Source organism: Pseudomonas sp. GNP014 (assembly GCF_054344005.1).
The window spans coordinates 5703118-5728153 of record NZ_JBTGUS010000001.1; the positions used below are offsets into that span (position 1 = coordinate 5703118).

The 25036-nt window shown below is 59.9% G+C and carries 26 protein-coding genes; 3 read left to right on the forward strand and 23 right to left on the reverse strand.

Going from position 1 to position 25036, the window contains the following annotated elements; genetic code table 11:
- Positions 1 to 15 precede the first annotated feature (15 nt).
- The 8 genes from ACXX9E_RS25595 to ACXX9E_RS25630 form a co-directional block, all read right to left on the reverse strand.
- Positions 16 to 1326, reverse strand: a complete 1311-nt coding sequence (locus ACXX9E_RS25595; RefSeq protein WP_186744911.1) for an MFS transporter — start codon at positions 1324 to 1326, stop codon at positions 16 to 18.
- A gap of 172 nt (positions 1327 to 1498) precedes the next feature.
- Positions 1499 to 2647: a galactonate dehydratase gene (gene dgoD, locus ACXX9E_RS25600; protein ID WP_016770960.1), complete on the reverse strand. Its 1149-nt coding sequence runs from the start codon at positions 2645 to 2647 to the stop codon at positions 1499 to 1501.
- A gap of 47 nt (positions 2648 to 2694) precedes the next feature.
- Complete coding sequence (locus tag ACXX9E_RS25605; protein WP_186744913.1) at positions 2695 to 3315, reverse strand: 2-dehydro-3-deoxy-6-phosphogalactonate aldolase; 621 nt, start codon at positions 3313 to 3315, stop codon at positions 2695 to 2697.
- 19 nt (positions 3316 to 3334) lie between these two features.
- Entirely contained in the window at positions 3335 to 4324 is a 990-nt protein-coding gene (locus tag ACXX9E_RS25610) for a 2-dehydro-3-deoxygalactonokinase (protein WP_458556397.1), read from the reverse strand.
- A gap of 861 nt (positions 4325 to 5185) precedes the next feature.
- On the reverse strand, positions 5186 to 5926 hold the full coding sequence (locus ACXX9E_RS25615) for an alpha/beta hydrolase (protein ID WP_128616075.1): 741 nt from the start codon (positions 5924 to 5926) through the stop codon (positions 5186 to 5188).
- Between the two features lie 6 nt (positions 5927 to 5932).
- The gene (locus tag ACXX9E_RS25620; RefSeq protein ID WP_122842539.1) at positions 5933 to 6427 is read right to left on the reverse strand and encodes a PAAR domain-containing protein; all 495 of its coding nucleotides are present in this window, start codon (positions 6425 to 6427) and stop codon (positions 5933 to 5935) included.
- On the reverse strand, positions 6424 to 7086 hold the full coding sequence (locus ACXX9E_RS25625) for a hypothetical protein (protein WP_267802853.1): 663 nt from the start codon (positions 7084 to 7086) through the stop codon (positions 6424 to 6426). The genes ACXX9E_RS25620 and ACXX9E_RS25625 overlap by 4 nt, the downstream gene beginning before the upstream one ends.
- Positions 7087 to 7246: 160 nt before the next feature.
- Positions 7247 to 7726 (reverse strand): GNAT family N-acetyltransferase, encoded by a 480-nt coding sequence (locus ACXX9E_RS25630; protein WP_123466742.1) that lies wholly within the window; start codon positions 7724 to 7726, stop codon positions 7247 to 7249.
- A 227-nt stretch (positions 7727 to 7953) separates the two neighbouring features.
- Between ACXX9E_RS25630 and ACXX9E_RS25635 the strand changes: the two genes are divergently transcribed.
- The 3 genes from ACXX9E_RS25635 (at position 7954) to ACXX9E_RS25645 (ending at position 9357) form a co-directional block, all read left to right on the forward strand.
- Positions 7954 to 8607, forward strand: a complete 654-nt coding sequence (locus ACXX9E_RS25635) for an HD domain-containing protein (RefSeq protein ID WP_267802850.1) — start codon at positions 7954 to 7956, stop codon at positions 8605 to 8607.
- 97 nt (positions 8608 to 8704) lie between these two features.
- Positions 8705 to 9049, forward strand: a complete 345-nt coding sequence (locus ACXX9E_RS25640; protein ID WP_128614936.1) for a hypothetical protein — start codon at positions 8705 to 8707, stop codon at positions 9047 to 9049.
- 44 nt (positions 9050 to 9093) lie between these two features.
- Positions 9094 to 9357 carry a hypothetical protein gene (locus tag ACXX9E_RS25645; RefSeq protein ID WP_123466748.1) on the forward strand — a complete coding sequence of 88 codons (264 nt, stop codon included), beginning with the start codon at positions 9094 to 9096 and terminating at the stop codon, positions 9355 to 9357.
- 134 nt (positions 9358 to 9491) lie between these two features.
- Here ACXX9E_RS25645 and ACXX9E_RS25650 read toward each other — a convergent pair whose 3' ends face one another.
- The 15 genes from ACXX9E_RS25650 to ACXX9E_RS25720 all read right to left on the reverse strand — a co-directional run bounded on the left by ACXX9E_RS25650 (position 9492) and on the right by ACXX9E_RS25720 (position 25033).
- Entirely contained in the window at positions 9492 to 10421 is a 930-nt protein-coding gene (locus ACXX9E_RS25650; protein ID WP_458556398.1) for a PfkB family carbohydrate kinase, read from the reverse strand.
- A complete protein-coding gene (locus ACXX9E_RS25655) occupies positions 10414 to 11880 on the reverse strand; it encodes a purine-cytosine permease family protein (RefSeq protein WP_123466752.1) in 1467 nt (488 codons plus the stop codon). The genes ACXX9E_RS25650 and ACXX9E_RS25655 overlap by 8 nt, the downstream gene beginning before the upstream one ends.
- 219 nt (positions 11881 to 12099) lie before the next feature.
- On the reverse strand, positions 12100 to 13098 hold the full coding sequence (locus ACXX9E_RS25660; protein WP_458556399.1) for an ADP-ribosylglycohydrolase family protein: 999 nt from the start codon (positions 13096 to 13098) through the stop codon (positions 12100 to 12102).
- Positions 13095 to 13808: a GntR family transcriptional regulator gene (locus ACXX9E_RS25665; RefSeq protein ID WP_458556400.1), complete on the reverse strand. Its 714-nt coding sequence runs from the start codon at positions 13806 to 13808 to the stop codon at positions 13095 to 13097. The genes ACXX9E_RS25660 and ACXX9E_RS25665 overlap by 4 nt, the downstream gene beginning before the upstream one ends.
- Positions 13809 to 14114: 306 nt before the next feature.
- Positions 14115 to 15083 (reverse strand): L-arabinose ABC transporter permease AraH, encoded by a 969-nt coding sequence (gene araH, locus ACXX9E_RS25670; RefSeq protein WP_026000669.1) that lies wholly within the window; start codon positions 15081 to 15083, stop codon positions 14115 to 14117.
- Between the two features lie 12 nt (positions 15084 to 15095).
- Positions 15096 to 16640, reverse strand: a complete 1545-nt coding sequence (gene araG, locus ACXX9E_RS25675) for an L-arabinose ABC transporter ATP-binding protein AraG (RefSeq protein ID WP_429540547.1) — start codon at positions 16638 to 16640, stop codon at positions 15096 to 15098.
- A gap of 32 nt (positions 16641 to 16672) precedes the next feature.
- Complete coding sequence (locus ACXX9E_RS25680) at positions 16673 to 17677, reverse strand: substrate-binding domain-containing protein (RefSeq protein WP_458556401.1); 1005 nt, start codon at positions 17675 to 17677, stop codon at positions 16673 to 16675.
- A gap of 136 nt (positions 17678 to 17813) precedes the next feature.
- Positions 17814 to 18632 carry an SDR family oxidoreductase gene (locus ACXX9E_RS25685; protein ID WP_123466762.1) on the reverse strand — a complete coding sequence of 273 codons (819 nt, stop codon included), beginning with the start codon at positions 18630 to 18632 and terminating at the stop codon, positions 17814 to 17816.
- Positions 18633 to 18903: 271 nt separating this feature from the next.
- Positions 18904 to 19779 (reverse strand): SMP-30/gluconolactonase/LRE family protein, encoded by an 876-nt coding sequence (locus ACXX9E_RS25690; protein WP_123466766.1) that lies wholly within the window; start codon positions 19777 to 19779, stop codon positions 18904 to 18906.
- A 133-nt stretch (positions 19780 to 19912) separates the two neighbouring features.
- A complete protein-coding gene (locus tag ACXX9E_RS25695) occupies positions 19913 to 20629 on the reverse strand; it encodes a FadR/GntR family transcriptional regulator (RefSeq protein ID WP_123466768.1) in 717 nt (238 codons plus the stop codon).
- A gap of 128 nt (positions 20630 to 20757) precedes the next feature.
- A complete protein-coding gene (locus ACXX9E_RS25700) occupies positions 20758 to 21318 on the reverse strand; it encodes a DUF1285 domain-containing protein (protein ID WP_123466770.1) in 561 nt (186 codons plus the stop codon).
- Positions 21319 to 21333: 15 nt separating this feature from the next.
- Positions 21334 to 21939: a DUF4823 domain-containing protein gene (locus tag ACXX9E_RS25705; protein WP_123466772.1), complete on the reverse strand. Its 606-nt coding sequence runs from the start codon at positions 21937 to 21939 to the stop codon at positions 21334 to 21336.
- A 121-nt stretch (positions 21940 to 22060) separates the two neighbouring features.
- The gene (locus ACXX9E_RS25710) at positions 22061 to 23029 is read right to left on the reverse strand and encodes a GTP 3',8-cyclase MoaA (RefSeq protein WP_123466774.1); all 969 of its coding nucleotides are present in this window, start codon (positions 23027 to 23029) and stop codon (positions 22061 to 22063) included.
- A 137-nt stretch (positions 23030 to 23166) separates the two neighbouring features.
- Positions 23167 to 23805: a TetR/AcrR family transcriptional regulator gene (locus tag ACXX9E_RS25715; protein WP_007908276.1), complete on the reverse strand. Its 639-nt coding sequence runs from the start codon at positions 23803 to 23805 to the stop codon at positions 23167 to 23169.
- A 436-nt stretch (positions 23806 to 24241) separates the two neighbouring features.
- Entirely contained in the window at positions 24242 to 25033 is a 792-nt protein-coding gene (locus tag ACXX9E_RS25720) for a TatD family hydrolase (RefSeq protein WP_123466776.1), read from the reverse strand.
- Positions 25034 to 25036 lie beyond the last annotated feature (3 nt).

Genomic DNA, 25036 nt, shown 5'->3' on the forward strand with positions numbered 1-25036 from the left:
GCCCGAGGCGGAGCACTACAACTCGATACGTTCGACCTTGCCCACCAGCAGCACGTAGGACAACGCACCGATCAGCGCCAGAACCGCGATGTAGGTGATTGCCGGGGCGAACGAATCACCGCTGGCGAGGAAACCGATGACAATCGGCGTGGCAATTGCCGACAGGTTGCCGATGAAATTGAACACCCCGCCGGTCAAACCGAGCAAACGTGCCGGAGCGAGGGTCGAAACCAGCGACCAGGTGATCGACGCCAGCCCGTTGCCGAAAAACGCCAGCGCCAGGAAGGCAATCACCAGCGGTGTCGATTCAACGAAATTGGCGCCGATGATCGAGGTAGAAATCAGCAGCCCGCCAATGATCGGCAACTTGCGCGCAAACCCGACGCTGCAGCCACGCCGAATCAACAAGTCGGAAAAGAACCCCGAGCACAGCACACCGACGAAAGCAGCCAGAAATGGCAGCGACGCCAGCAGGCCGGACTTGATGAAGTCCATGCCGCGATATTTCACCAGATAGGTCGGGAACCACGTGAGGAAGAACCACAGCGTCGAGTTCAGGCAGAACTGGCCGAGGTAGATGCCCCACAACTTGCGCTTGGTCAGGACGATACCCAGATCGGTCCAGCTGAACCTGGCTTTGACCTTGGCCGTCTCCTGCTGAATATCGACCAGCCCACCGCCCTCACGAATCAGGTCGATTTCGCCTTGGTTGACGCCTTTGAAGTCTCGCGGCTCGCGATACACCGCGTACCAGATCGCCGCCCAGACAATCCCCGCTGCACCGGTGGCGACGAACACCATGTGCCAGCCGAACTCATGTTGCAGCCAGGCCAGTACCGGGGTCAGAAACGCCAGCCCGACAAACTGCCCCGACGTGTAAAAACCAATCGCCGTGGCCCGCTCGCGCTCAGGAAACCAGGTCGTCACCACACGGCTGTTGATAGGATAAGCCGGCGCTTCCAGCGCACCGACCGCCATGCGCAGCACAAACAGCGCAATGAAGCTGGCTGCAAAGCCGAGCATCACCGTGGCCAGCGACCACAGCAGCAACGCGACGCTATAAAGAATGCGCGGCGGCACGCGATCGACCAGCCAGCCGCCGGGGATTTGCATCGCGGCGTAGGTCCAGCCGAACGCCGAGAAAATCAGCCCGACGTGAACCGGATCAATGCCCAGTTCGCTGGTCAGCGCGGGCGCGGCAATCGACAGGTTGCTGCGATCGAGGTAGTTGATGACCACGGTGATGAACAGCAGCACCATGATGAAAAACCGCTTGCGGCTGGGCGTGACTAAAGACGCCTGCCCGGTGAGGGTTTGCGGTGGCATGGGGGGTGCCTCTTCTTATGATTATTTGAGGACAGTCGTAGAGCGTGCGCCGAACCCTGTGGGAGCTGGCTTGCCAGCGATAGCGGTGCGTCTGTCACATCAGTGTCGGACGTGCCGCCTTCATCGCTGGCAAGCCAGCTCCCACAGGGTTTAGTGGTAGGTCAGGAGGGACTCACCACTCGGCAAAACTGCCATCGGCATGGCGCCAGATCGGGTTACGCCAGCGGTGGCCGACGGCGGCGCGTTCGATCACGTATTCCTCGTTGATCTCGATACCCAGTCCCGGCCCGTTCGGAATCTTCACGAAACCCTGGTCGTAGTCGAACACCCGTGGGTCTTTCACGTAGTCGAGCAAATCGTTGCTCTCGTTGTAATGGATGCCCAGGCTCTGCTCCTGGATAAACGCGTTGTAACAAGCCGCGTCCAATTGCAAACACGCGGCCAGCGCAATCGGCCCCAACGGGCAATGCAGCGCCAACGCCACGTCGTAGGCTTCGGCCATGTTGGCGATCTTGCGGGTCTCAGTGATGCCGCCCGCGTGGGAGGCATCCGGCTGGATGATGTCGACGTAGCCTTCACTCAACACCCGTTTAAAGTCCCAGCGCGAGAACAGCCGCTCGCCGAGAGCGATCGGCGTGCTGGTCAATGGCGCCAGCTCCTTCAATGCTTCGTAGTTTTCGCTGAGCACCGGCTCTTCGATGAACATCAGTTTGTACGGATCGAGCTCCTTCATCAGCACCTTGGCCATCGGTTTGTGCACGCGACCATGGAAGTCGACGCCGATGCCAACGTTCGGCCCGACCGCATCACGCACTGCAGCGACGTTGGCCAGCGCCAGATCGACTTTTTCGAAGGTATCGAGGAATTGCAGTTCTTCGGTGCCGTTCATTTTCACCGCGGTGAAACCACGGCTCACCGCCTCTTTCGCCGCGCGCGCGGTGTCGGCCGGACGGTCGCCACCGATCCACGAGTACACGCGAATTTTGTCGCGCACCTGCCCACCGAGCAGGTCACTGACCGATACGCCGAGGGCCTTGCCCTTGATGTCCCATAGCGCCTGATCGATACCAGCCAGCGCACTCATGTGTATCGCGCCGCCACGGTAGAAGCCGCCGCGATACAGCACCGTCCAGATGTCCTCGATATTGCGTGGGTCTTTGCCGATCAGGTAGTCGGACAATTCTTCGACGGCAGCGGCCACGGTGTGCGCCCGACCTTCAACCACGGGTTCACCCCAACCGGTCACGCCTTCATCGGTTTCGACCTTGAGGAAGCACCAGCGCGGCGGGACGATGAAGGTGGTGAGTTTGGTGATTTTCATCTGTTTGTCTCTCTTGTTAGATGCAGCGCACGCAGCGCCAAAAAGTCTTAACCAAGCGCCTTCCACGCGGCCACGTAGGCCTCGGCGTTCACCGCCACTTGCTGCGGCGTCATGCCCGGTTTGAACAGCCCGGAACCGAGGCCGAAACCTTTCACGCCGGCGTCGATGAACGCCTGCATGTTGTCCGGCGTAATACCGCCAACCGGCGCCAGAACCGTCCCGGATGGCAACACCGCCAGCCAGGCTTTGACGACCGCCGGGCCCATCTGCTCGGCGGGGAACAGCTTCAGAATGTCTGCGCCCTCCGCCAGCGCCGCGAATGCTTCGGTCGGTGTGGCCACACCTGGCGACAGAAACAGCCCCGCCGCTTTCGCCGCGCGCAAGACCTTGGCGTCGCTGTGCGGCATGACGATCACTTGCCCGCCGGCTTCTTTCACCAACTCGACCTGTTCCGGGGTCAACACCGTGCCGGCACCGATCAGGCAATCGGCGGGCAAGGTCTTGCGCAGGATGCGGATACTTTCGTACGGCGAAGGGGAATTGAGCGGTACTTCGATGACGCGAAATCCAGCTGCATACAGGACTTCTCCGACCGCAGCGGCTTCCTGCGGATGCAGGCCACGCAGGATCGCGATCAGACCGTTTTGCGCCAATGCTTGCTTGAGCATGTCAGGCCTCCAGTCAGGGTTAACGGGATGAGGAATCGAGCAGTCCGGCGGCCAGCGCCAGTTGCCACAAACCACGCTCTGTGGCCTGCTCGGCCAGCGTCACCGCGGCGAAACCGCAGGCGTCGAGGGCACGGCTGTAACGCGCGCAGAGTTGCGCATTGCCGATGAGGATGATCGAAGGAAGCTGCGCGCTGTTGCGGCGGCGGCGCTGAACCGTGGCGAGTGCCGCCAGTTCATGACCGATCAACAGGCCGGACAAATAATCAGGTTGCGCACTGGCGCCGAGTTCGCCGGTCAGGCCCAGGGTGCGGGCACTGAACAGCGTCGATAGAACGCCCAGCTCGCCGTCCGCCGACAGCGCCACCTGCACGCCACGGTCGAACGCCGGGCCATCGAAAGCCGCGCCGTGCTGTTGGGTACGGCCAAGGATGCTGTGTTCGCTGAGCACGGCGAACACTTCGCCGGTCATGAAGGTATCGAAATGAGTGATGCAGCCATCGACCACCTCCACCCATTTGGAATGGCTGCCCGGCAGACCGATCAACAGATCGCCGCTCGCCTCGGCCGGCAGATTCTGCAGCACGCCGAGGACCTGGGTTTCTTCGCCGCGCATCACGTTGGGCAGGTGTGAACGCTGAATCACGCCCGGCACGATGTGCACCCGCGTGCCGCGCAGACTGGCCAGTGTTTGTAGGGAATTTCCGAGATGGGCGACGTTCGCCGGTGTTTCGCAGTAGGCCGCTTCGCGCCAGCCTTGGGCGCTGCCGACCATGCCGCAGGCGATCACCGGCAGATCCGGCTGCGCGTCGAGCCAGTCGCCGCACGCGTCATCAAAGGCCAGTTCAAAACCGTCAGTGCATTCGCGACCGTTGATGACTCGCGAAGTCGCGGGCAACTGCATGATCCCGGACGCCAGCGCACGCTGCTCCAGCACCACCCCGCCCGCCGCGAGTTTGTAAGCACGTAATGAGGTCGTCCCCCAATCGAGCGCGATCAATTGCGCCTGCATCGCTTCACCTGTTTTGTTTTTGGCAGTGAGTGCGACGGACTATAGACCTCTCAGACGGTAAATCTCAATATGTAATTTCACATCCCATATTATGGGATTTTTCAGATTGAAAATTCTTCCTCTGCAAACCGGAGTTCATGCAGATTCGGATCGAAGAAGTAGTGATGATCGTTATTTACCGAACAGATCAAAAAAATATCGTGGTGCGAGCTTCACTCCTTGAAGAAATTCGAAACCAATTTATTAAAAATACTGCGAGCCGTCTTATTATTACCCAATGGTCGTAAACCCATAATATGGACACGAACTGGTCATGGTGGAAACGGCCTTCAAAGTAGGCAAGGCCGCTAAAATATGCGGCTACTCTGCAGTTCCCGGATTCATCAAATCTACACTCGGGACTTGCATGATCTTCGAGAAATACGTTTTGTAAGTAGTCGAATGAACTCTAAACACACAAGAAATGGAATCTCTGGATTTCAAAAACGGGACTAATAAATCTCCTTTGAGACGTCTTTCCTCACCCTTATCATCTACCTGCTCATCGAAAAGAACATCCGCCCTATAGATCAGTGAATCAGTTGATACTTTTTCAATGAACCCGAAACCGGATTGCTTTATACGGTGCGCCTGTGAAAAATCTTGATCGTCCGTTAACGAACATACAAGGCCCTGACCAATAGACGACTTGAACAACTGAAGCAGTTCTACGTCTGACGAAAAATAAATTTGATAAATCCCGGTACTGCGAAGCCGATCAGTCTTTGAGTACTGTAAATTAGCGATAGGCCGACCATGATTCAAAGAACACGCAGAGACCATCAGAATCATGACTGCCAACGTTATAAATCTCACAAAACGTTACTCCTTGGTCCATTTCAAAATTGATTCCCTTAAAATCTGTCGAGCTGACTTGCCACCAGGCAAAGGTCGCGCGTACATAAAGTTAGCATCCGCGTGATTGATGTCCAGCCGTCCCATTACATTCGGTCCAGCGGAGATTTCCCATTGCTCACCAAAATCCGCAACGACGTCCGATAAATTCCAATCAACTGCAGCAGCTCTGATATTCACCCAATATTCCGCTTTTGGCTGAGGAACCTGCCTGTATATCTTCGAAATACCGTAGACAATTTTTCCGTGGCCTACAGGGTCTAGGGTGACCAGCATTTTGACTTTAAATCCACGATCGGACAAAACAGCCGATAGGTGCGCGCCATTCCACCCACCCAAGCTATGACCGATAATGTAAACGGCGGTATTACAGTTTGAAATCTTACCAATTACATTATTTTCCAGATCCTCTTCACTCATGAACGCGTTATAACCAAGAGGCAAGGTAGTGCAGTACTTCTTGATTTCTAGAGCTTCGATATCTGCATCAACCATGTCTCGAACGTAATCGACGTTGTGGTTAGGGCCATCAACATAATATCTTTCCTGATCGCCCGCCCCGCCAACAAGAAATACCATTACATCCCGCAATTTTACCGATGCTTGCTTAACAGACTGATCAGTCTTACAAGTGAGCGTATGGGTAACTGGATTCCTTCTAGCTACCGGCACTTCTGGAGTGTCTGCTGTCGCACTTCCTTCTGCCATTTATCATCACTCCACAAACAAATTTATAGTTTCAGCCAAATGCGAGCTGACGGTATGGGTGAATCCCAACGCATCCGTAATTCCCGGTTCCTCACTGCCATCGCCGCGCTGAATCGTGTAGGGGTGGTAGGGCACCGGCTCTCCGGTGTCCTCATTCACCACTTGCAACCTGTCCGTAAAGTGCACCGGCATCGGCAACAATCCACTAAACGCCGCCCCTCCACCACTCTGCCCAATGATCACCGTCCCCGAACCACCAACCACGACATTGCCGTGGCCACCGGTGCTATCGAGCGTGGCCGCGTTCAGGCCGTTGATGAATACGGTGCCGGAAACGGCTCCGGTAATCGGACTGCCGCACGCCGATTTATCGGTCATGCGCGCGGCGGCGAGTCCGTCGAAGAAGACGTTCGGCGAGCCGGAGGCTATCGGGTTGGTGCCATGGCCTGGCAGTGGGCAGGCGGTCGGGTCGGTGACGCGTGCAGCGGGTTTACCACTCAATTCAAAGCTCCTTGCTTCAGGGGTTCCGGGTGCGGCTGATGAATATCGATGTCGGTCGCGGCGAAGCGCCAGCGGTTGTCGACGGGGTCGAACAGGGCGTGGCGATGCTCACGGCTGTCGGGTGATGCGGCGGTTTGCAGGTGTCGCCAGGCTTCGTCGGTTTGCCAGGCCAGTTCGGCCGGCGAGGCGTCGTCGAGTTCGTTGAGCCAGGCGTTGTAGTTGCGCAGGTGATTACGCTCGTAAGTCGATTGCAGCAGCTCGGCCATTTGTGCGCCGAGGTCGAGATGATGCTGGGCCGTCCACTGGCCGATCTCGGAATAGACGTACCAGCCCATCGGCATCAACCCGCCGTCCTTGAGCAGCGAATGCCCGGCGGGGGCGACGAAACCGCAACAGACGTGCAGCGTCAGCCAGCCTTGATGAGCGTCGATAAACGCCGTCGGATCGAAGGTGCGCAGCGGTACCATGCGGTAATCGGCGAGCCCGGAACTGCGCGTCATCAACTCGGCATCAAGGCGTGACACGAACGCACGAATCGCGCTGCCGCCCCTGCGATTTGTCATGCACAGAATGTCGACCGGTTGACGCGTGGGGTTGTCGGTGGAGCCTGAGTTTTTCACCAGGCCATACAGACGCATTGACGCCCGTAGTCCGCTCATCGCCGGTCACTCGTTGACGCAGCGAAGGCTCCACGGGCGTGGAGAAATTTTGCCAGAGGCATTGCAGGTGTCGTCCGTGATCGCGCAAAAATGGCGCGTAGAGTGCCGGACTAGAGGGCTGGCGACAATCAAATCAGCACGGGGTCGCCAACATTGTTGTTCAGCCCTCGGCGAACTCGCGCAACACTTTGCCGTCCATGCGATAGCGCACCCATTCTTCCTGCGGCTGCGCGCCGAGGGATTTGTAAAAGTCGATGGCCGGGGTGTTCCACTCCAGCACGCTCCACTCGAAACGGCCGCAGTCGTTGTCGCAGGCGATTTTCGCCAAGTGGCGCAACAAGGTTTTGCCGGCACCGCCGCCGCGTTGTTCGGGGGTAATGTAGAGGTCTTCGAGGTACAGGCAGTTGCTGCCGAGCCACGTCGAATAGCTGAAGAAGAACACCGCGAAGCCGATCGGCAAGCCGTCGCGCAGGCAGATCAGACCGTGGGCGGTAGCGCCTTCGCTGAACAGGCTGCGCTCGATGTCGGTGACGCTGGCGATCACTTCGTGGCGGGCCTTTTCGAAATCTGCCAGTTCGGTGATGAAGGCGAGGATTTGCGGAGCATCGCTGGGGGTCGCCGGGCGGATTTCGATCGTCATGAACGGGCCTTGTCGGAAATGGAAAGCGCCATACTAAAGCTGCATGGCTTTTGTGGCGAGGCGGCTTGCTCCCGCTGGGTTGCGCGCGGCCCCAATTCCATCCAATGTGATCTATCAGACAGGGCTTGTTTTCCGGGTTTTGCGACTGCCGCGCAGTCGCGCGGAACGGCGCGACGATTCAACAAGCTCCCTCGCCACAGAAGCTCAACTCAACTGAAAGAACACTTATGTCTGCCAACGCTTTTGCCCCTCTGATCACCCTCGCCCGCGAATTGCTGCCCCACGCCCTCGAACCCTCCGAAGACGGCGCCCATGACCTCGCCCACCTGCAACGGGTCTGGCACAACGTACGCACCTTGCAGGCCGAGGAAGGTGGAGACCTGGAAGTGTTGCTCGCCGCCGTGCTGCTGCACGATTGCGTGTCCGTGGAAAAGAACTCGCCGCTGCGCTCACAGGCTTCGCGTCTTGCCGCAAAGAAAGCCGCCAATGTGCTGGCCGGGCTGGACTGGCCCGAAAGCAAGATCAGCAGCGTCGCCCACGCCATCGAAGCCCACAGCTTTTCCGCCAACATCAGCCCGCTCACGCTTGAGGCAAAAATCGTCCAGGACGCCGACCGGCTCGACTCATTGGGCATGCTCGGCGTTGCTCGCACGTTCTACGTCGCCGGGCGCATGGGTTCGGCGCTGTATGACCCACATGATCCCGAAGCAAAAGAGCGCGACTACGACGACATGCGCTTTTGCCTCGACCACTTCCAGACCAAACTGCTGCACCTGGCCGAGGGCTTCCAGACCGCTGCCGGTCAAGGTCTGGCGCAGATCCGCCATCAACGCCTGAAGGGTTTCATGGAGCAGTTCAAGGAGGAAATCGGCATCGGCTGATCGTCCTGCGTCTCGACCGTTCGTCGTTAATCAGGCACCAATCGGACAAGAGGGCAGACCAACGACAGGTAAGGATTTCAATCACTGGAGACGCCCTATGATCCCGTCAAGGTTGACTGCCCTCGTTTTCGCCGCCCTGCTGAGTCCCGCGGTTTTTGCCGCTTCTACCACCGCAGCGGGCACCGGCCCCACCGATCCGACTCCGGCTCCGCGAGCCCCCGTTATCAACAGTGCCCCCGGCATGAACACCGATGGTTCCGGTGTTCCGTTGATCAACCAGCCACCGGCCACCGGCACCGACCCACGCACCCAAGGCAGCGATCCCGGCCGCCAGGGTGGCATGAACACCCCTGACTCCCCCGCTACACCCGATAACGCCGGCCACGGCATCGGCTCGAAAACCACCACCGGTGGTTCGGGCTCCGAAGGCGGCAGTCAGTAGTTCGCCGACGCGAGCGTCCTGTTCACATCCATGAAGAGGTAACCATGAACGTCGATAAAAACCTGGAAAAAGAAGTCCTCACCCGCCTGCTGCACGCTCACCCCAGTGGTCTGGGCAAGGAGGTGCTGGACAATTACCGCGGCGAAAAAGTCGTCGCCAGCGCCCTCGCCGCCCTGCAGGATCGCGGATTGATCCACCATGGTCATGTGACCTGCAACGAGGCCGGCGAACACTCGTTGAACCTGCCGATCAAGCTCAGCGCGGCCGGGGTTGAAGCGGCGCGAAAGCTCGACGACCCGGCGCGGTGATTGTGTGAACGCGTGATCATTCCGGTGCTGCTGCACGCTGCGATCTTTTGATTTCCGGATCAACAGATCGCAGCCTGCGGCAGCAGTTCACCATCAAAACCTGTGGGAGCTGGCTTGCCCGCGATAGCGACAAATCAGTCGCAGAGTGACTCGCGGATAAACGCATCGACTTCAGCAGCCTCCGGCGAAGTCGCCGGCCCCCACCGGGTCACCGCCAGAGCCGCCGCTGCATTCGCCCTGCGTGCCGCCTCATGCGCGTTCAATCCCTGCGCCAACCCTGCGACAAATACCCCGGCGTGCGCATCCCCAGCACCATTGCTGTCCAGCGCTTTAACGACAAACCCCGGCACATGCCGGCGCTCGCCATGCTGTTGAATCCAGCAGCCTTGCGGACCGTCGCGGACCACCATCAATACGTCTTTGGGTAGATGCTCAGAGAGACGATCAAGTGCAGATGCAATCTCTTCAGCGCCGGTAAACCGCAGCGCTTCGACACTGTTGCTGGTCCACACGTCGATGCGCGGCAACAGCGCCTGCATCAGCGGTGAGTCCGGTGATTCGACCAAAGGCCCCGGATCGAACACCACGTTGATCGTATCCGGTAAGGCCAACGTCCAGTCGAGCAACGCCTGCGCCTTGCCTTCATGCAGCAAGCTGTAGCCGCTGAGATAAACGTAATCGCCTGCCTCCGCCGCAACGCTGTTCAGATCCTCCGCCGTCACCTCACCTTCAGCGCCGATATAGGAAATGAAACTGCGCTCAGCTGACGCATCGGTCAGTGCCACGCAAATCCCGGTGTCGCGTGGCGCAGGCGTCTGGATGCCGATATGAATGCCTTCGTCATTCATCGCCTGACGCGCCAGGTCACCGAAGCGCCCGGAGCCATGGCGACCGAGATAAACCACTGGCAAGCCATTGCGCACGGCAGCGGCCATCACGTTGAAACCGCCGCCGGCTTCGAAACCGGCCGATTGCGCCAGCACATCACCGCCGACCTGCGGCAATTTTTCCACGGCCATGACCAAGTCGATGATGACCTGGCCGGTGTGCAACATCTTAGGCATGAGCACGCTCGACTTGCGCAGCGCGACGGTCTTTCGCCCCGCCGAGGACGAAGTAAATGCCACCGGCCACCACGAAGGTCACGATCCAGCCCAGACCGTTGTGGCCCAGCCACGAGTCGGACAGAAAGCCCTTGAACCAGACGTTCTCGGCGGTGGTGCCAATGGTGGTGAAACTGAAGCCGAGCACGATGGCAATCGCCCACGCGCCGAACGCGCGCCATTCGATGCCGCCGCGATACCAGTAAGCGCTGCTCGGGCTGACGTCGAGCAGGTCTTTGGGGCTGTAGTAGTGGCGGTGAATCAGATCAACCACGAAGATCCCGACCCACGCGGTGATTGGCACCGCCAGCAGGGAAATGAAGGTGATGAACGGGCCGTAGAAGCTATCCGCAATCAGCATGAAGTAGATCGAACCGGCGAAGATCGCGACGATGTCCACCACCACTGCGTAGACGCGTTTGACTTTGAGGCCGAGGGTCAGCGTGGTTAGGCCGGCGGAGTACACCGACAGGTTGTTCGACAGCAGCAGGCCGCCGAATGCAGTGATCAGGTATGGCACGGCCATCCACGTCGGCAGCATGTCGCGGATCGCCACGATCGGGTCAGTCGCCGACGCCAGATCATTGTTGCCTACCGACAACAGGCCGCCGAGGGTAATCAGCAGCACCAGCGGAATCCCGGCGCCGAACGCGGCAGACGCCACCAGACGCACGGCTTTGACGCTGCGGTGCTGATAGCGCGACATGTCGGCACCGGCGTTGGCCCAGCCGATCCCGGTGCCGGCAGCCATGGTGCCGATACCGATGATCATTGCGCTCAGCGGCGCCGGGGTGGCGTTGAACACCGCGCTCCAGTCGATGGTCGCGCAGAGAAAACCGCCGACCAGGATGTTCAGCGCGCCGAACACATAAGTCGCCCACTTCTGGATCACCAGCAGGGTGGCGTGGCCGAGGCCGGAAACCGACAGGGTCAGCAGGACGAAAATCGCGATGAAGATCAGCGTCAGCACTGGCGCACTCTTCGCTTCCACCGGCGAGCCGAACAGGATCGAACACAGCGACAGCAACACGAATGCCGCCGTGGTGGTGTTGACGGTTTCCCAGCCCAGCCGCGACATCAGTGAGACCAGCGTCGGGCCAATGTTGCCGCGCACACCGAAGATCGCTCGCGACAAGGTCAGGCTCGGCGCACGGCCACGACGGCCAGCGATCGAGATGATCCCCACCACCGCGAACGAACCGGCTGCGCCGACAATCGCAACGATGATCGCCTGCCAGATCGCCAGCCCGCGAAACGCAACCAGCGTGGCGCCCAGCGGCAGACCGAGAATGGAAATGTTGGCGGCGAACCAGACCCAGAACAGTTGCAGCGGATGGCCGTTGCACTCGGCTTCCGGCACCGGTTCGATACCCCGGGTCTCCAGCTGTCCGGCGCTTTGCCCGGCGTTTGATGAACTCATGAACTGTGCTCCTGTTTGCCTTTATTGTGGTTGTGGCAATGATGCAGAACGACAAGACATCCCGGCCGTCCTCGGCCTGTCTGCGCGATCCATTGCGGGTTGAAAATTCGATTATGCGGTGCGCCTATCGCTGGCAAGCCAGCTCCCACAGGTTCAAAGTTAACCTTGAGACAGGCCCAATCCCTGTGGGAGCTGGCTTGCCAGCGTTGGCGTAGCCCGTCAACGCAGGGCCAACAGCCCCTGCACCAACGGCTCAAGCTCCAGATGATTGACCGCTTTCACCGTGGCAATCATCGGCACCGGCCAGCTCTCAAGGCCCAGGCAGGCCCCGAGCATGGCGCCGAGAATCGCCGCGATGGTGTCGGTGTCACCGCCCAGGCTGGCGGCCATGCACAATGCATCGAACGCGCTCATCTCGCCGACCGCCACTTGCTGCGCCAGGGCGAACGACACCACCACCGATTCCTGCGACGCCACCGACGTGCCGATCACGTCGTACAGCAAGTCCGCCAACAACGCCTTGTCACTGTCGACGCTGATGCTGCGCGCCCAACTGATCCGCGAAGCGATACGCCCACCGGCGACCCAGTGCCCGTGCGCTTCGGCCTGTTGCGCAATCTGCTGTCCGAGGTTCAGCGCTTCGCCAAGGTCCATGCCGTTGATCCCGGCCGAGACCACCGCTGCCACCGCCGCGGCACTGGAAATCCCCAGCGTGGTGTTGTGGGTGACCTGACAGGCCTGTACCACGGCGGCGATGAAGCGCTGGGGCTCGGCGACGTCCGCCGCGATCCCTACCGGAGTAATGCGCATCGCTGCGCCGTTGGTGGTGCCGTAGCGCCCGGCCTCTTCGACCGAATGCCCGGCGAGGATCATCTCGATGGCACGTTTGGTCGAGGGCCCGAGCAAATCCTGCGAACCCTTGGCCTGCATTTCGGCTTCCCACTCGATCAGACGCTGCGCGAGGATCGCCGGCTCGATGCGGCCCTTGCCTTCGATCAGCAACTCACCGACCAGAATCGCCTGTTCGGTGTCATCGGTGATCGACCCCTTGGGCATATTGGCGGCGATCGGTTGCAAGGGACCGGCGTCCTGCAGATCGGTGATCCGGCCGAAGCGGGTCTTGATCGTTTCGCGGTTCAGCGACTGCGTCGGCATGCCCAGCGCATCACCGAGGGCCAGGCCGTAAAACGCACCGAGGGCACGGTTGAACGCGGTCATTTCGATTCTCCAAACTGCAGGTGCAGGCGGAAATGCACCGGATCGAGCAAGCTTTCGACCTGCTCCATGAAACGGTTCTGCCGGTCGTAGGTGGTGCGCAAGGCTTTGAGGAAAACGGTGCCCACCGGACGACCGAGCAGTTCGGCGTCCACGGCATTCAGCGGTTCGGCGCCGATCCACTGATCGCCGCGCTCGCCGATGTAGCCATAGGCAGCCAGGGTGATGGTCAGGGAATTGTCGATCAGACCGACGCGCGGCAGGCTTTCCAGGCCGCCGGTGGCCGGCATCAACGAACGTTCGAGAGACACCAGCGTGCCGTCATTGGAGCGCCGGCGACGGTCGAGGGTGATGAATTGGTCGGTGCCGAAACGCGAGAGCAGGTCTGGCCGGGTCACGGCTTCGAGGCGCAGCACTTCGGTGTTGACCAGCGCGCCGCTGTCGGCCAGCGCCTGCGCCCAGCCACTGCGCTGGTCGAGCACCACACCGTCGAACGTGACGATCGAGCCGACCCCGCTTTGCGTGGCGATGTAATTGCGCCGCTTCAGTTCGGCCAGCGCTTCGCGCAGCGTGCCACGGCTGACCTTGAATTCTTGAGCCAACTGATGCTCCCCGGGCAACAGAAAGCCGTCCTCCATGAGGCCGCTTTCGATGCGCCGGACGAGTTCGTCGACCACCCGTTGTTTCTTGTCAAATCGTACCTGTCTAATCATGTACAAATTGATACCCGAAACGGATGCGGGCGAGCAAGTTAAATTTAGGGGGGCGGACAAAAGGCGAGAAGATCAAAAGCCCCTCACCCTAGCCCTCTCCCGGAGGGAGAAGGAACTGAATGGGGGATATTTGGGAGATACATCGACCTGAAAGTGGCTGACCGAATCCATAATTGCCCCAATCTTTCAGGTCGATGCATGACGAATCCATAATCGACGAGAACTCTCAGGTCGACGGATTACGCAAGACACCTCGGTCGGCCCCCTCTCCCTCTGGGAGAGGGCTGGGGTGAGGGGCTCTTGATTTTAGCGCTGCTTCAGACGGTCAATGACGACGGCCAGCAACAGAATCGAACCGCGAATCACATACTGGTAGAACGTATCAATGTTTTTCAGGTTCATCGCATTCTCGATGATCGCCAGAATCAACACCCCGGCAATCACATGCCGGATCATGCCGATCCCACCGCTCAGCGACACCCCGCCCAATACGCATGCCGAAATCACCGTCAGCTCGAAACCCTGACCGATCATTGGCTGCCCGGAGGTCATGCGCGAAGCGAGGATCACCCCGGCCAGCGCGCCGATCACACCGTGCACGGCGAAGATGATGATCTTGGTCCGGTCAACGTTGACCCCGGCCAGCAATGCCGCTTCCTGGTTACCGCCGATGGCCATGGTGTTGCGCCCGTAGGTGGTGTAGTTCAGCAGCCAGCCGAAGAACAGGAAGCAGACGATGGTGATCAGGATCGGCACCGGTACGCCAAACAACTGGCCGTTGCCGAAGACGAAGAACGATTCCTGCGACACGCCCACCGCTTTGCCGTTGGCAAAAATGTAAGCCAGGCCACGGACGATCTGCATCGTCGCCAGCGTGGTGATCAGCGCATTGACGCGCAGCTTGGCAATCACGATGCCATTGATCAGCCCGACAATCAGGCCCATTACCAGCGCCGCGCTGACGCCGAGGAACACGCTGTTGGTGTCGCGCATCACCACCGCCGCGACCACCCCGGCGCAGGCAATCACCGAGCCCACCGACAGGTCGAAATGCCCCGACGCCAGGCAATACAACATGGTGCACGCGGCAATGCCGGTGGTGGAAATCGCCAGGCCCAGGCCACGCATGTTCAGTGGCGAAAGGAAGTTGTCGATCAGCAAGGTACAGGCGACAAAAATGCCCACGGCCGCTAGCAGCATGACCCAGTCGTCGAGGAAGCGGCGCATGTCCAGCGGTTTGCGCTCTTTGGGCAGGGTTTCGTTTTGGGTTGTCATCATAGTCACCTCTCAGTTCGCCACGCCGTCAGCGCGGTGGCGCGGCAAAGCCAGTTGCAGCAGGTTGGATTCATTGGCCTGATCGCGGCTGACTTCGCCGCGCAAGGCGCCTTCGCAGAGCACCAGAATGCGGTCGGAAATACCCATCACTTCCATCAGGTCGCTGGACACCACGATCACCGCAATGCCATCGGCGGCGAGGTTGTGGATGATCTGGTAGATCTCGGCCTTGGCGCCGATGTCGATGCCGCGGGTCGGTTCGTCGAGCAGCAGGACTTTCATCGGCATCGACAGCCAGCGGCCAAGAATGGCCTTCTGCTGGTTGCCGCCGGAAAGGAATTTGATCGGCTGGCCGGCGTGGGGCGTTTTCACTTTCAGTGCCTTGATCTGCTTGTCGGCGTTGCCCTTCTCCCACATTCCGCGCAGCAGGCAGCCAAGGCCGGAGTTGGCGCCACGGGCGCTGATGTTGATGTTCTCGGCCACGCTGGCCAGAGGAATGATGCCCTCCTTCTTGCGGTCTTCCGGGCACAGCAGAATGCCCGCCGCAATCGCGTCGCGCGGTGAGCGCAACTTCAATTCATGGCCGCGTAATTCAAGGCGTCCGGCGGTATTGCGCTGCAGGCCGCTGAGCAATCGAAACAGCTCGGTACGCCCTGCCCCGACCAGACCGAACAGGCCGAGAATCTCGCCCTTGTGCGCCTCGAAACTGACCGGCTCGCGCAGGCCAGGACCCAGCAAGCCATCGACTTTCAGTGCCACCGCGCCACGCGGGCGATGGCGATAATCGTAGATGTCCTGAATGTCGCGACCGACCATGCAGGTCACCAGTTGATCGTGGGTCAACTGGCTCATGTCATCGAAGGTGCGCACGTAGCGACCGTCCTTGAATACCGTAACGGCGTCGCAGATACGGAACACTTCTTCCATACGATGGGACACGTAAAGCACGACTTTGCCCTCGTCGCGCAGACGCCCGATGATCGCCATCAAACGGTCGATTTCGCGGGCCGAGAGGCTGCTGGTCGGTTCGTCGAACGCAATCACATGGGCACCGCGCGACAGCGCCTTGGCGATCTCGACCAGTTGCCGCTGGCCAAGGGACAAGCGCCCGACCCTGGTCTGCGGATCAATTTCATCGGCCAGGCCTTTGAGGCAATTCAACGCCTGCTGGCGCAGCGTGGCGCGATTGATCAAACCGAAACTGGCCGGCAGATGACCGAGAAACAGGTTCTCGGCCACGGTCATTTCCGGCACCAGATGCAGCTCCTGGTGGATCACCGCGACGCCGTTGCCGATGCTGTCGGCCGTGGACTTGAAAGCCATCGTCCGCTCGCCGATCTGCAACTCGCCGCTGCTCGGAATGTAGGCGCCACCGAGGATTTTCAGCAGGGTCGATTTACCGGCGCCGTTCTCGCCCATCAAGGCGTGAACCTGACCTGGATGGGCGACGAAGCTGATGCCGTCCAGCGCTTTCACCCCGGGAAAGGTTTTGCCGATCCCGTTGAAGCGCAGGCTGCCGGCGCGGCCCTGTTCATGTGTCTGTACTTGCGCGTGCATAAAGCCACCTCTTCACAGCGTTCGAGCAGCCGTCAGTTCCACAGGCCGATTTTTTCCAGCTCTTGCTTGAAGTTCTCGCGGGTGATCAGGGTGACGTCGTCCATCGCCGTGTACTTCGGCGGTTCTTTGCCGGTGGTAACCCACTCGTAAATCATCTCGGCGGTTTTGTAGCCTTCGATGTGCGGGCTTGGCAGCATCGAACCGAAGAAGCCGCTGTTAGGCTTTTTCAGTTCGCCAATGGCGTCAGTGCCGTTGATGCCGATGCCGATCACGTTGGCCGCCGCGAACCCGGCGGCTTCGGTGGCGCGCACGCCGCCGAGCACGGTGTTGTCATTCATGCCGCCGATGATCAGGTTCTTCGCCGCGCTCGGCAGCTTCACCAACGCCGAGTTGGTGGCGTCCATGCTGCCCGGCACATCAAGGGTTTTCAGCGCGGCGAAGAGGATGTGATCCTTCGGCATACCGGCGTCTTCCAGGGATTTGACCGAACCGTCGGTGCGCTTCTTGCCAGTGTCGAGTTCGTTGTAGGTGTTGACCACCGCGTAGGTGTCTTTCCAGTCCCAGTTGCGTTTCTTCGCTTCGGCAACCATCGCGTTACCCTGCTTCTGGCCGACTTCGAACGCGGCCATGCCGAGGTACGGCACGTCTTCCATGAACTTGCCGTTGGCGTCGACGAAGCGGTCATCGACGGCAATCACTTTGAGGTCATTGAGTTTGGCCTTGGCCATGATCGCCGGGCCGAGCGAGACATCCGGCGGGCAGATGACAAAGCCCTTGGCGCCATTGGCCGCCAGGCTGTCGATGGCCGAGAGGGTTTTCTCGCCATCCGGCACGGCGATCTTGATCAGTTCAAAGCCCTTGTCCTTGGCGGCTTTTTCGGCGAAGGCCCACTCGGTCTGGAACCACGGTTCTTCCGCCTGCTTGACCAGAAAACCGATCTTCACGGTGTCGGCGGCGAGCAGCGCACTGCTCAGACTGAACGCGGTGACCGCCAGGGCAGCACTGCACAGGGTACGAATCCCGAAACGACGTTTCATAAGCTGACTCCTTGTTATTTTTTTTGAGCAATGTTTGAAAAGCGTTAAAGCGTGTTCCTGCAAAACCTGTCGAAAATAGTCATATCGTATGATGATTGGATTTCAAACGGACTTATCCGCCTGAAAGCCGCTGCGTTCAGTCGTGGTACATCACCGAGCGCCCGCCATCGACGGTGATACACGCGGCGTTGATGAACGGCGCTTCATCACTGGCCAGGAACACCGCCGTCATCGCCACTTCGATCGGCTGGCCGATGCGCTTGGGCGGATGCAGATCGAGTGCGCGCTGGCGTTCGGCCTGCGGGTCGGCAAAGCCGTTCCAGTAATCAATGTTCAGTTGCGTCTCGATGTAGCCCGGGGCAATGGCGTTGACGCGAATGCCCTTCGCCGCGTATTCGATACCGAGGGCGCGGGTCAGGCCAAGCAGGCCGTGCTTGGCCACCGGGTACGGGAAGCAGCCGGGAATGATGTGGCTCGAATGGGTCGAGGCAATGTTGATGATGCTGCCGACACCTTGCTCGATCATCTGCGGCAGCACGGCCTTGCACCCGTACCAGGCGCCGTCGAGGTCGATGGCGAAGCAGCGATGCCAGTCGTCCTCGGTCATTTGCAACGGATCGCGGAACACATTGACTCCGGCGCAGTTGACCAGCACGTCGATGCGCCCGTGCCGCTCCACAGCCAGTCTGGCCATCGCATGCAGATCCTCCTGGCGCGACACGTCAGCCTTGAGCGCCTGCACGTCATGGCCCTGCTCGCGCCAGTGCGCGGCGACCCGCTCGACTTTCTCGGCCTGGATATCGCTGATCACCAACCTGGCTTGCTGCGTGGCGAACGCCGCGACGATGGCTTCGCCAATGCCTTGCGCGGCGCCGGTGAGCAGCACAACCTTGTTTTTCAGACGCTCGCCCTTCGGCGGTGCAGGCACCGGCGGCAGGGAAAGGGGTTCAGCCATGGATCAGGACTCCTGTTTCGCAGGCACAAAAAAACCGGGCATCTGCCGATGTCCGGTCTGGAAGGCGTGTGGAACGAAACAGGCAGGCGCCGCTGACGGCTGTGGGCCGTTGCAAGACGCGGACTCCGCTCGGGAGTGCGAGATGGATTCGCTGCATCACTTCACCTGTTTTGTTCTTTTTAAGTGTGAGTGCGTGTTACTGCTGGAGCCGACTATAAACCCGACCGACAAATAATCTCAATATATAATTTTGCATCCCATATTTTGGGATTTATCCCGCAAACCGAGTGCACGGTTTACCGGCCACCTCGACGCGCATCGACAACACCGCGCCGTCCAGCGGGTGGTTGAGCGGACTACTGGCACTGGTGATGTACAGGGTTTTCAGGTCTTCACCGCCAAACACGCAACTGGTCGGTCGGCTGACGGGCAAGTCGATCTTGCGGTCAACGTCGCCATCCGGGGTCAGGCGCAACAGGCAACTGCCATCCCAGCGCGCATTCCACACGTAACCTTCGGCGTCCATCGCCGAACCGTCCGGGCCGCCGTGCTGATCGGGGCCGTACCAGACGTAAGCAGTGTCGAGGTTGCCGTCGGTGTGAATGAAATAGCGATAAAGCGTGCTGTCGAGGCTGTCACCGAACAGCAGCGTGGTGCCGTCATTGCTCCACAACAGCGTGTTGGGAATCCCCAGACCGCGCAGCAAGGGCGTCACACGTTGATCGGCATCGACCCGAAACAGACCGCCAGAGCGCCGAATGATCGGCAGATCCTCGCCCTGCTCGCCGATGTTGTTTTGCATGGTACTCAGCCACAGTCGACCCTGAGCATCGCAACGAGCCTCGTTAGCACGGTTGCCCGGTTGCGGGTCGGCGACGCAGAACAGGGTCAGGCGCGGTTCGAGGCCCGGGGAATCAAGGTCGAGGCGATAGACACCGCTGCTGAGGGTGACCAGGGCATCGCCACTGGCACAGGGAATGAACGCGGACACGTGCTCCGGCATCTGCCAGATCTGCACGTTCTGGCCGATCAGCCGCAGGGCCTGTTTGCCGGCGATATCGACCCAGTACAACGCCTGGGTCGGCGCGTCCCAGAACGGACCTTCACCAAGTCGGGCGCGGTGTTGGGTTACGGCGGTCCACGTCATGTTGAATCCTTCATGTTGTTGTTTTTACTGTAGGAGCGAGCCTGCTCGCGATGGCGTCGGGTCAGTCGGGATGTCTGGCACTGATGAAATCGCTATCGCGAGCAGGCTCGCGCCTACAGGGGGATTTGGGTTGTCAGCTGGCTTTCTTGTCGGCCATCACCTTCGGGTAGAAGCGCTTGATGGCCAGGTCGGCGTTATCAATCAGGGTCATGCACGCCCATACCCCGCGCGCCGAATCCCGGGCAGCGATGGCCTCGGCCATGTCCTTGTGGATCGGCAAGGTGCGGCGCAGCTCATCCGGGTCGGCAGCCGAGACCTCGAACGACACCGCCAGCAAGGCGCCGAGGGCCGGGACCATTTGCTCAATGAACTGGTTGTGACTCGCCGCGAGAATGGACTCGTGAAACGACTGGTCGGCGCGGTTGTAATCAACGCCGCTGTCCACGGCTCGCTCCAGGGCGTTGTAAGCCAGTTGCACCGTCTCGATCTGTTCCACGGTGGCGCGCTCGCAGGCCCAGCGCACGGCCATGGGCTCGATGGTGCGGCGCAGATCGAGCAAGTCATCGACGAAGTTTTCCGGCAAACCATTACGCGACAGCCAACCGACGACTTGCGGATCGAACAGGTTCCAGCGCCGTACCGGCAACACCCGCGTGCCGACCTTCGGCCCGACTTCGAGCATGCCTTTGGCCGCCAGGGTTTTGATCGCCTCGCGGATGACGGTGCGGCTGACGCCAAGTTGTTCACCCAAATCCGCTTCGACCTTGAGGGTCTGACCCGGTTTGACCTGGCCAGCGGCGATCCAGCTGCCCAGCCAGTCGACGGTCGACACATGAAAGCTGCTGGACATGAACACCTCAAAGCGGTTCGCGATGGGTGTTCACGCTAATGATCATATGATTGGGTGTCAATCAGGATTTACTGCGGAAACGCAAAACAAATGCAGCAGGCTCACTCCTGCAGGTTTTTTGTTTTGGATCAGGGTTCGAGGCCGATGCGGAAGAACTCGCCGCCGCTCCACACGCCAAGCCAGCGCTGGCCATCGACTTCACGACTGACCGCCAACTCCACCAGTTGGTAGAACACATTGCGATGGATCAGCGCTTCAAGGTTGGTGCGCACATGCACATACGGCGCCGGTTCCTGTGTCGCCGGGTCGATCTCGACGCGGATTGGATGCTCGGGCCCGGCCTCGGTCGTCTCATCGACATTGGTAGTAAATCGCAGCACCTGCGCCTCACCCTCGCCTTCGACTTCCACGGTGATCGCCACGAACGGCGCATCGTCGACCTTGATCCCGACCTTCTCGACCGGGGTGATCAGGAAGTAATCATCGCCGTCGCGGCGCATGATCGTGGAGAACAATTTGACCATCGGCTTGCGCCCGATCGGCGTACCCAGGTAATACCAGGTGCCGTCGCGGGCGATGCGCATGTCGATGTCGCCGCAGAAGTCCGGGTTCCACAAGTGCACCGGCGGCAGGCCTTTGGTTTTGGGGATCTGTCCCAACAGGTCATTGGCTTTTTGCGGGCCACTCATGGCGTTCTCCTTGGTTTATTGGTCGCCGACTCCCAGCAGGCTGCGCGCGTATTGCGCCAGTGGCGGGCCGATCAGGTCTTCAGGCTTGTTGTCGTGGAACGTCAGTAAACCGCCACGACTCTTGATCCGTGCAGTATCAATCAAATACTGGGTGCTGGTCTCGATCAACATGATCTGAATCACCCCGCCGTCGATGCCCACGCGATCCACGGCTTCCTGATCGAGCCACTCGTCGGAGTTGCCGATGCGGTCGTCAGCCTTGGCAAAACGGGTGTACAGCAAATAATGCGCGCCAGCATCGCGGGCTTCGCCCATCGCCTGATCGAGGCCTTCCGGCGCACGGGCGCGACGAACCATCGGGAAGTATTCCACAAAGCCCTTGAAGGCTTCTTCGGCGACCACGTTCGGCCGTGGATAGGAACCACCCGGCGGTGCGAACGAACCCTGGGCGATGTAGATGAACGAGTCCGGCTGAATGCGGAAGTTGTTCACCCGGCGGCTGTCGCTGTGATCCAGCAGCCCCGCGTCGCTCATCTGATAGCGAGTGCCCTCGGCCATATCGCTGACAGTCATACAGCCGCCAAGCGCCAAAACGGCCAGCAGCAAAACCAGGCTACGCATCCTCATCCTCCAGAAGCCGGTGACGGAAAACCGGCGAATGGCCGTTGAATGCAGCTTTTGCGCCAGCTCACAGAAATCTACAGGTATCGAATTTGAAATGAGGCTTTTGTGGCGAGGGAGCTCAGCCGCCAATAATCTTCATGACCGTCGCGCCACCGGAAAAAGCCACTTCCTGCTTGTCACCCAACGCCTTGACCAGCAAGCGCTGTAACGCCGGCAGAGCCTGATGGCGCGGCTTGTCGAGCAGATCGCCGACATAGTGGCGGTTGCTCGACGACAGGCAGCCATGCAGCCAACCGGTGGACGACAGGCGCAAACGCGAGCAAGTCCGGCAGAATGGCACGCTTTCATTGGCGATTACGCCGAAGTGACCGACGCCAGGGATGGCATAACGCACAGCGGTGGCGTCCACCGGCGCATCGGCCTGGGCGTATTCGTAGCGCTCGCCAATCAGGCTCAGCAGTTGCTGCAGGCTGACAAACTGTTGCAGGAAGGCATTGGAGTCGGTGGCGAGGTGGCCCATGCGCATCAACTCAATGAAGCGCAACTCATAGCCACGTTCCAGGCAGTAATCGAGCAGTGGCATGACCTGATCGAGGTTCTGCCCGCGCAATGGCACCATGTTGACCTTGATCTTCAGCCCCGCCGCTTTCGCCTGGTCCATGCCGTCGAGCACGCTCGCCAGATCGCCGCCACGGGCGATGCTGCGGAACGCACCGGCGTCAAGGGTATCGAGGGACACGTTGATCCGGCGCAGACCGGCATCCACCAGCAGCGGCAGTTTCTTCGCGAGGAGTTGGCCATTGGTGGTCAGGCTGATGTCTTCCAGCCCCATCCGGCCGACGGCAGTCATGAATGACTCGAGTTTGGGGCTGACCAGCGGCTCGCCACCGGTGATGCGCAAGCGCTCGATACCGGCGGCTTCTATCAGATACGCCACACCGCGTGCCATCGCTTCGGCCGACAGCTCATCCTGCGCAGCCACCAGCCGCTTGCCGTTGGGCACGCAGTAGGTACAGGCGTAATTGCAGGCGGAAGTCAGACTGATCCGCAAATTGCGAAAACGCCTGCCTTGACGGTCAACGATCATGATCACTCCGGCGATAGAAATTCGAGCCGCTAAAACTTGACTCACAAATCAAGTTTTAGCAAGCCCTATGCCTGAGTATATTCCTGCGGTACTGCGTCATGTAGCGAAATCATGGCGCCATCAGGTCGCTGAATGATTCAGCTGCTCGGGGTTTCCGGGTCGCGCTTGCGCTTGTTGCCCATCCGCACGCCGATGTCCATCAGGAACTGGAAGAAACCTTCCTGATCTTCCAGCACATTGCTCCAGAACGGCGAGTGATACAGCGCGACAGCGCCGTGCACCAGTGCCCAGGATGCGCAGTAGTGGAAGTACGGCGGCACGTCTTCGAGCTTGCCTTCGCTGATGCGGCCCTTGATCAGCAGGGTCAGGCGTTCGAAGTTCGAGGCACGGATCTTGTGCAGCTCCTCGACCATTTCCGGCACCTGATTGCCCTTGACCACCTTCTCTTCGAGGCGGTCGAACAGGCGATAGCGCTGCGGGTCGCGCATGCGGAATTCGAAGTAGGCACGGGACAATGCTTCCTTGTCCTTGTCGACATCGGCCGAATGCAGCAGCTCGTTCAAATCGCGCTCGTAATCGAGCATCAGCCGCAGATAGATCTCGGCCTTGGACTTGAAATGCTTGTAGATCGTGCCTTTGCCGATACCCACGGCATCAGCAATCATCTCGACGGTGACACTGTCTTCACCTTGATCGAGGAACAGCTTGAGCGCGGTATCGAGAATTTCTTGCTCGCGGCGACGAAACTCACGGACCTTACGAGGTTCTTTGTGCATAAGAAAAGGTCTGAAGGGTCAAAATTCGAAGCCGCGTATTATGCCTAACTTGCACAAAAATGCACGGATCATCCGACCATATCTGTGTTTCCCGTTCGTTTTGAGAACGATTGGGGCGCAATGAGAACTCAACCGAAGCGAACGTATTCCAAATTTGTTTAAAAACCCCGACCGGCTAACTGGACTGAACGCCAGACTGATCAATACTTGAACTGTCGGGCGGCATCTCCCCCAAGTGCCGCGCCGATAAAGGTACCAAGGGACCGCGTGCCTTTGTTTTACTCCTAATGGTCTTAACCCGGATTCACCCCCCAGAACCCGGGTTTTTTTTGCCTGCGATTTGATGATCGCTCACCAGCAGGCGCTGCCGCAGGCTGCAATCTTTTGACTTTATCTCCCAAGAGCAAGATCAACCGATCGCAGCCTTCGGCAACGCCTACATGGCAGATTTGACAGAGGCCAGCGGGAACAGCCGCTTGAAATTTTCAGTGGTCTGCTCGGCAAACCGCTCGTAGTTTTCCCCACGCAGCATCGCCAGAAACTCCGCCACTTCGCGCACGTATTGCGGCAGGTTCGGTTTGCCCCGATAAGGAATCGGCGCCAGATACGGCGAGTCGGTCTCCACCAGCAGGCGATCCGCCGGAACCTTGCTCGCGACGTCGCGCAGCGCATCGGCATTGCGGAACGTGACGATGCCCGACAGGGAAATGTAATACCCCATGTCCAGCGCCGCCTTGGCCATGTCCCAGTCTTCGGTGAAGCAATGCAGCACACCGGCCTGAGGCAGTGCCGCTTCGCGCAGCAGCTCAAGGGTATCGGCACGGGCGCCGCGAGTATGGATGATTACCGGTTTGCCGGTCTGCCGGGCGGCTTGCAGGTGCAGGCGGAAGGATTGCTGCTGCAACTCGGCAGCTTCCGGCTCGTAGTGGTAGTCCAGACCGGTTTCACCGATCGCCACCACTTTCGGGTGATTGAGTTCTTCCAGCAGCCAGTCCAGCGCCGGGGCCGCGCCAGGTTGCACGTCCAGAGGATGCACGCCGACCGAGCAATCGACGTCGGCATAACGCTCAGCCAGGGCTTTGACATCGGCAGCATTATCGGCACTCACGCCGATGCACAGAAAGTGCCCGACCCCGCGTGCGCGAGCCGCGTCGAGTGCGGCATCCAGCGAGCCGTCATGGGCGGCGAGGTCGAGGCGATCAAGGTGACAATGGGAATCTACGAGCATAAA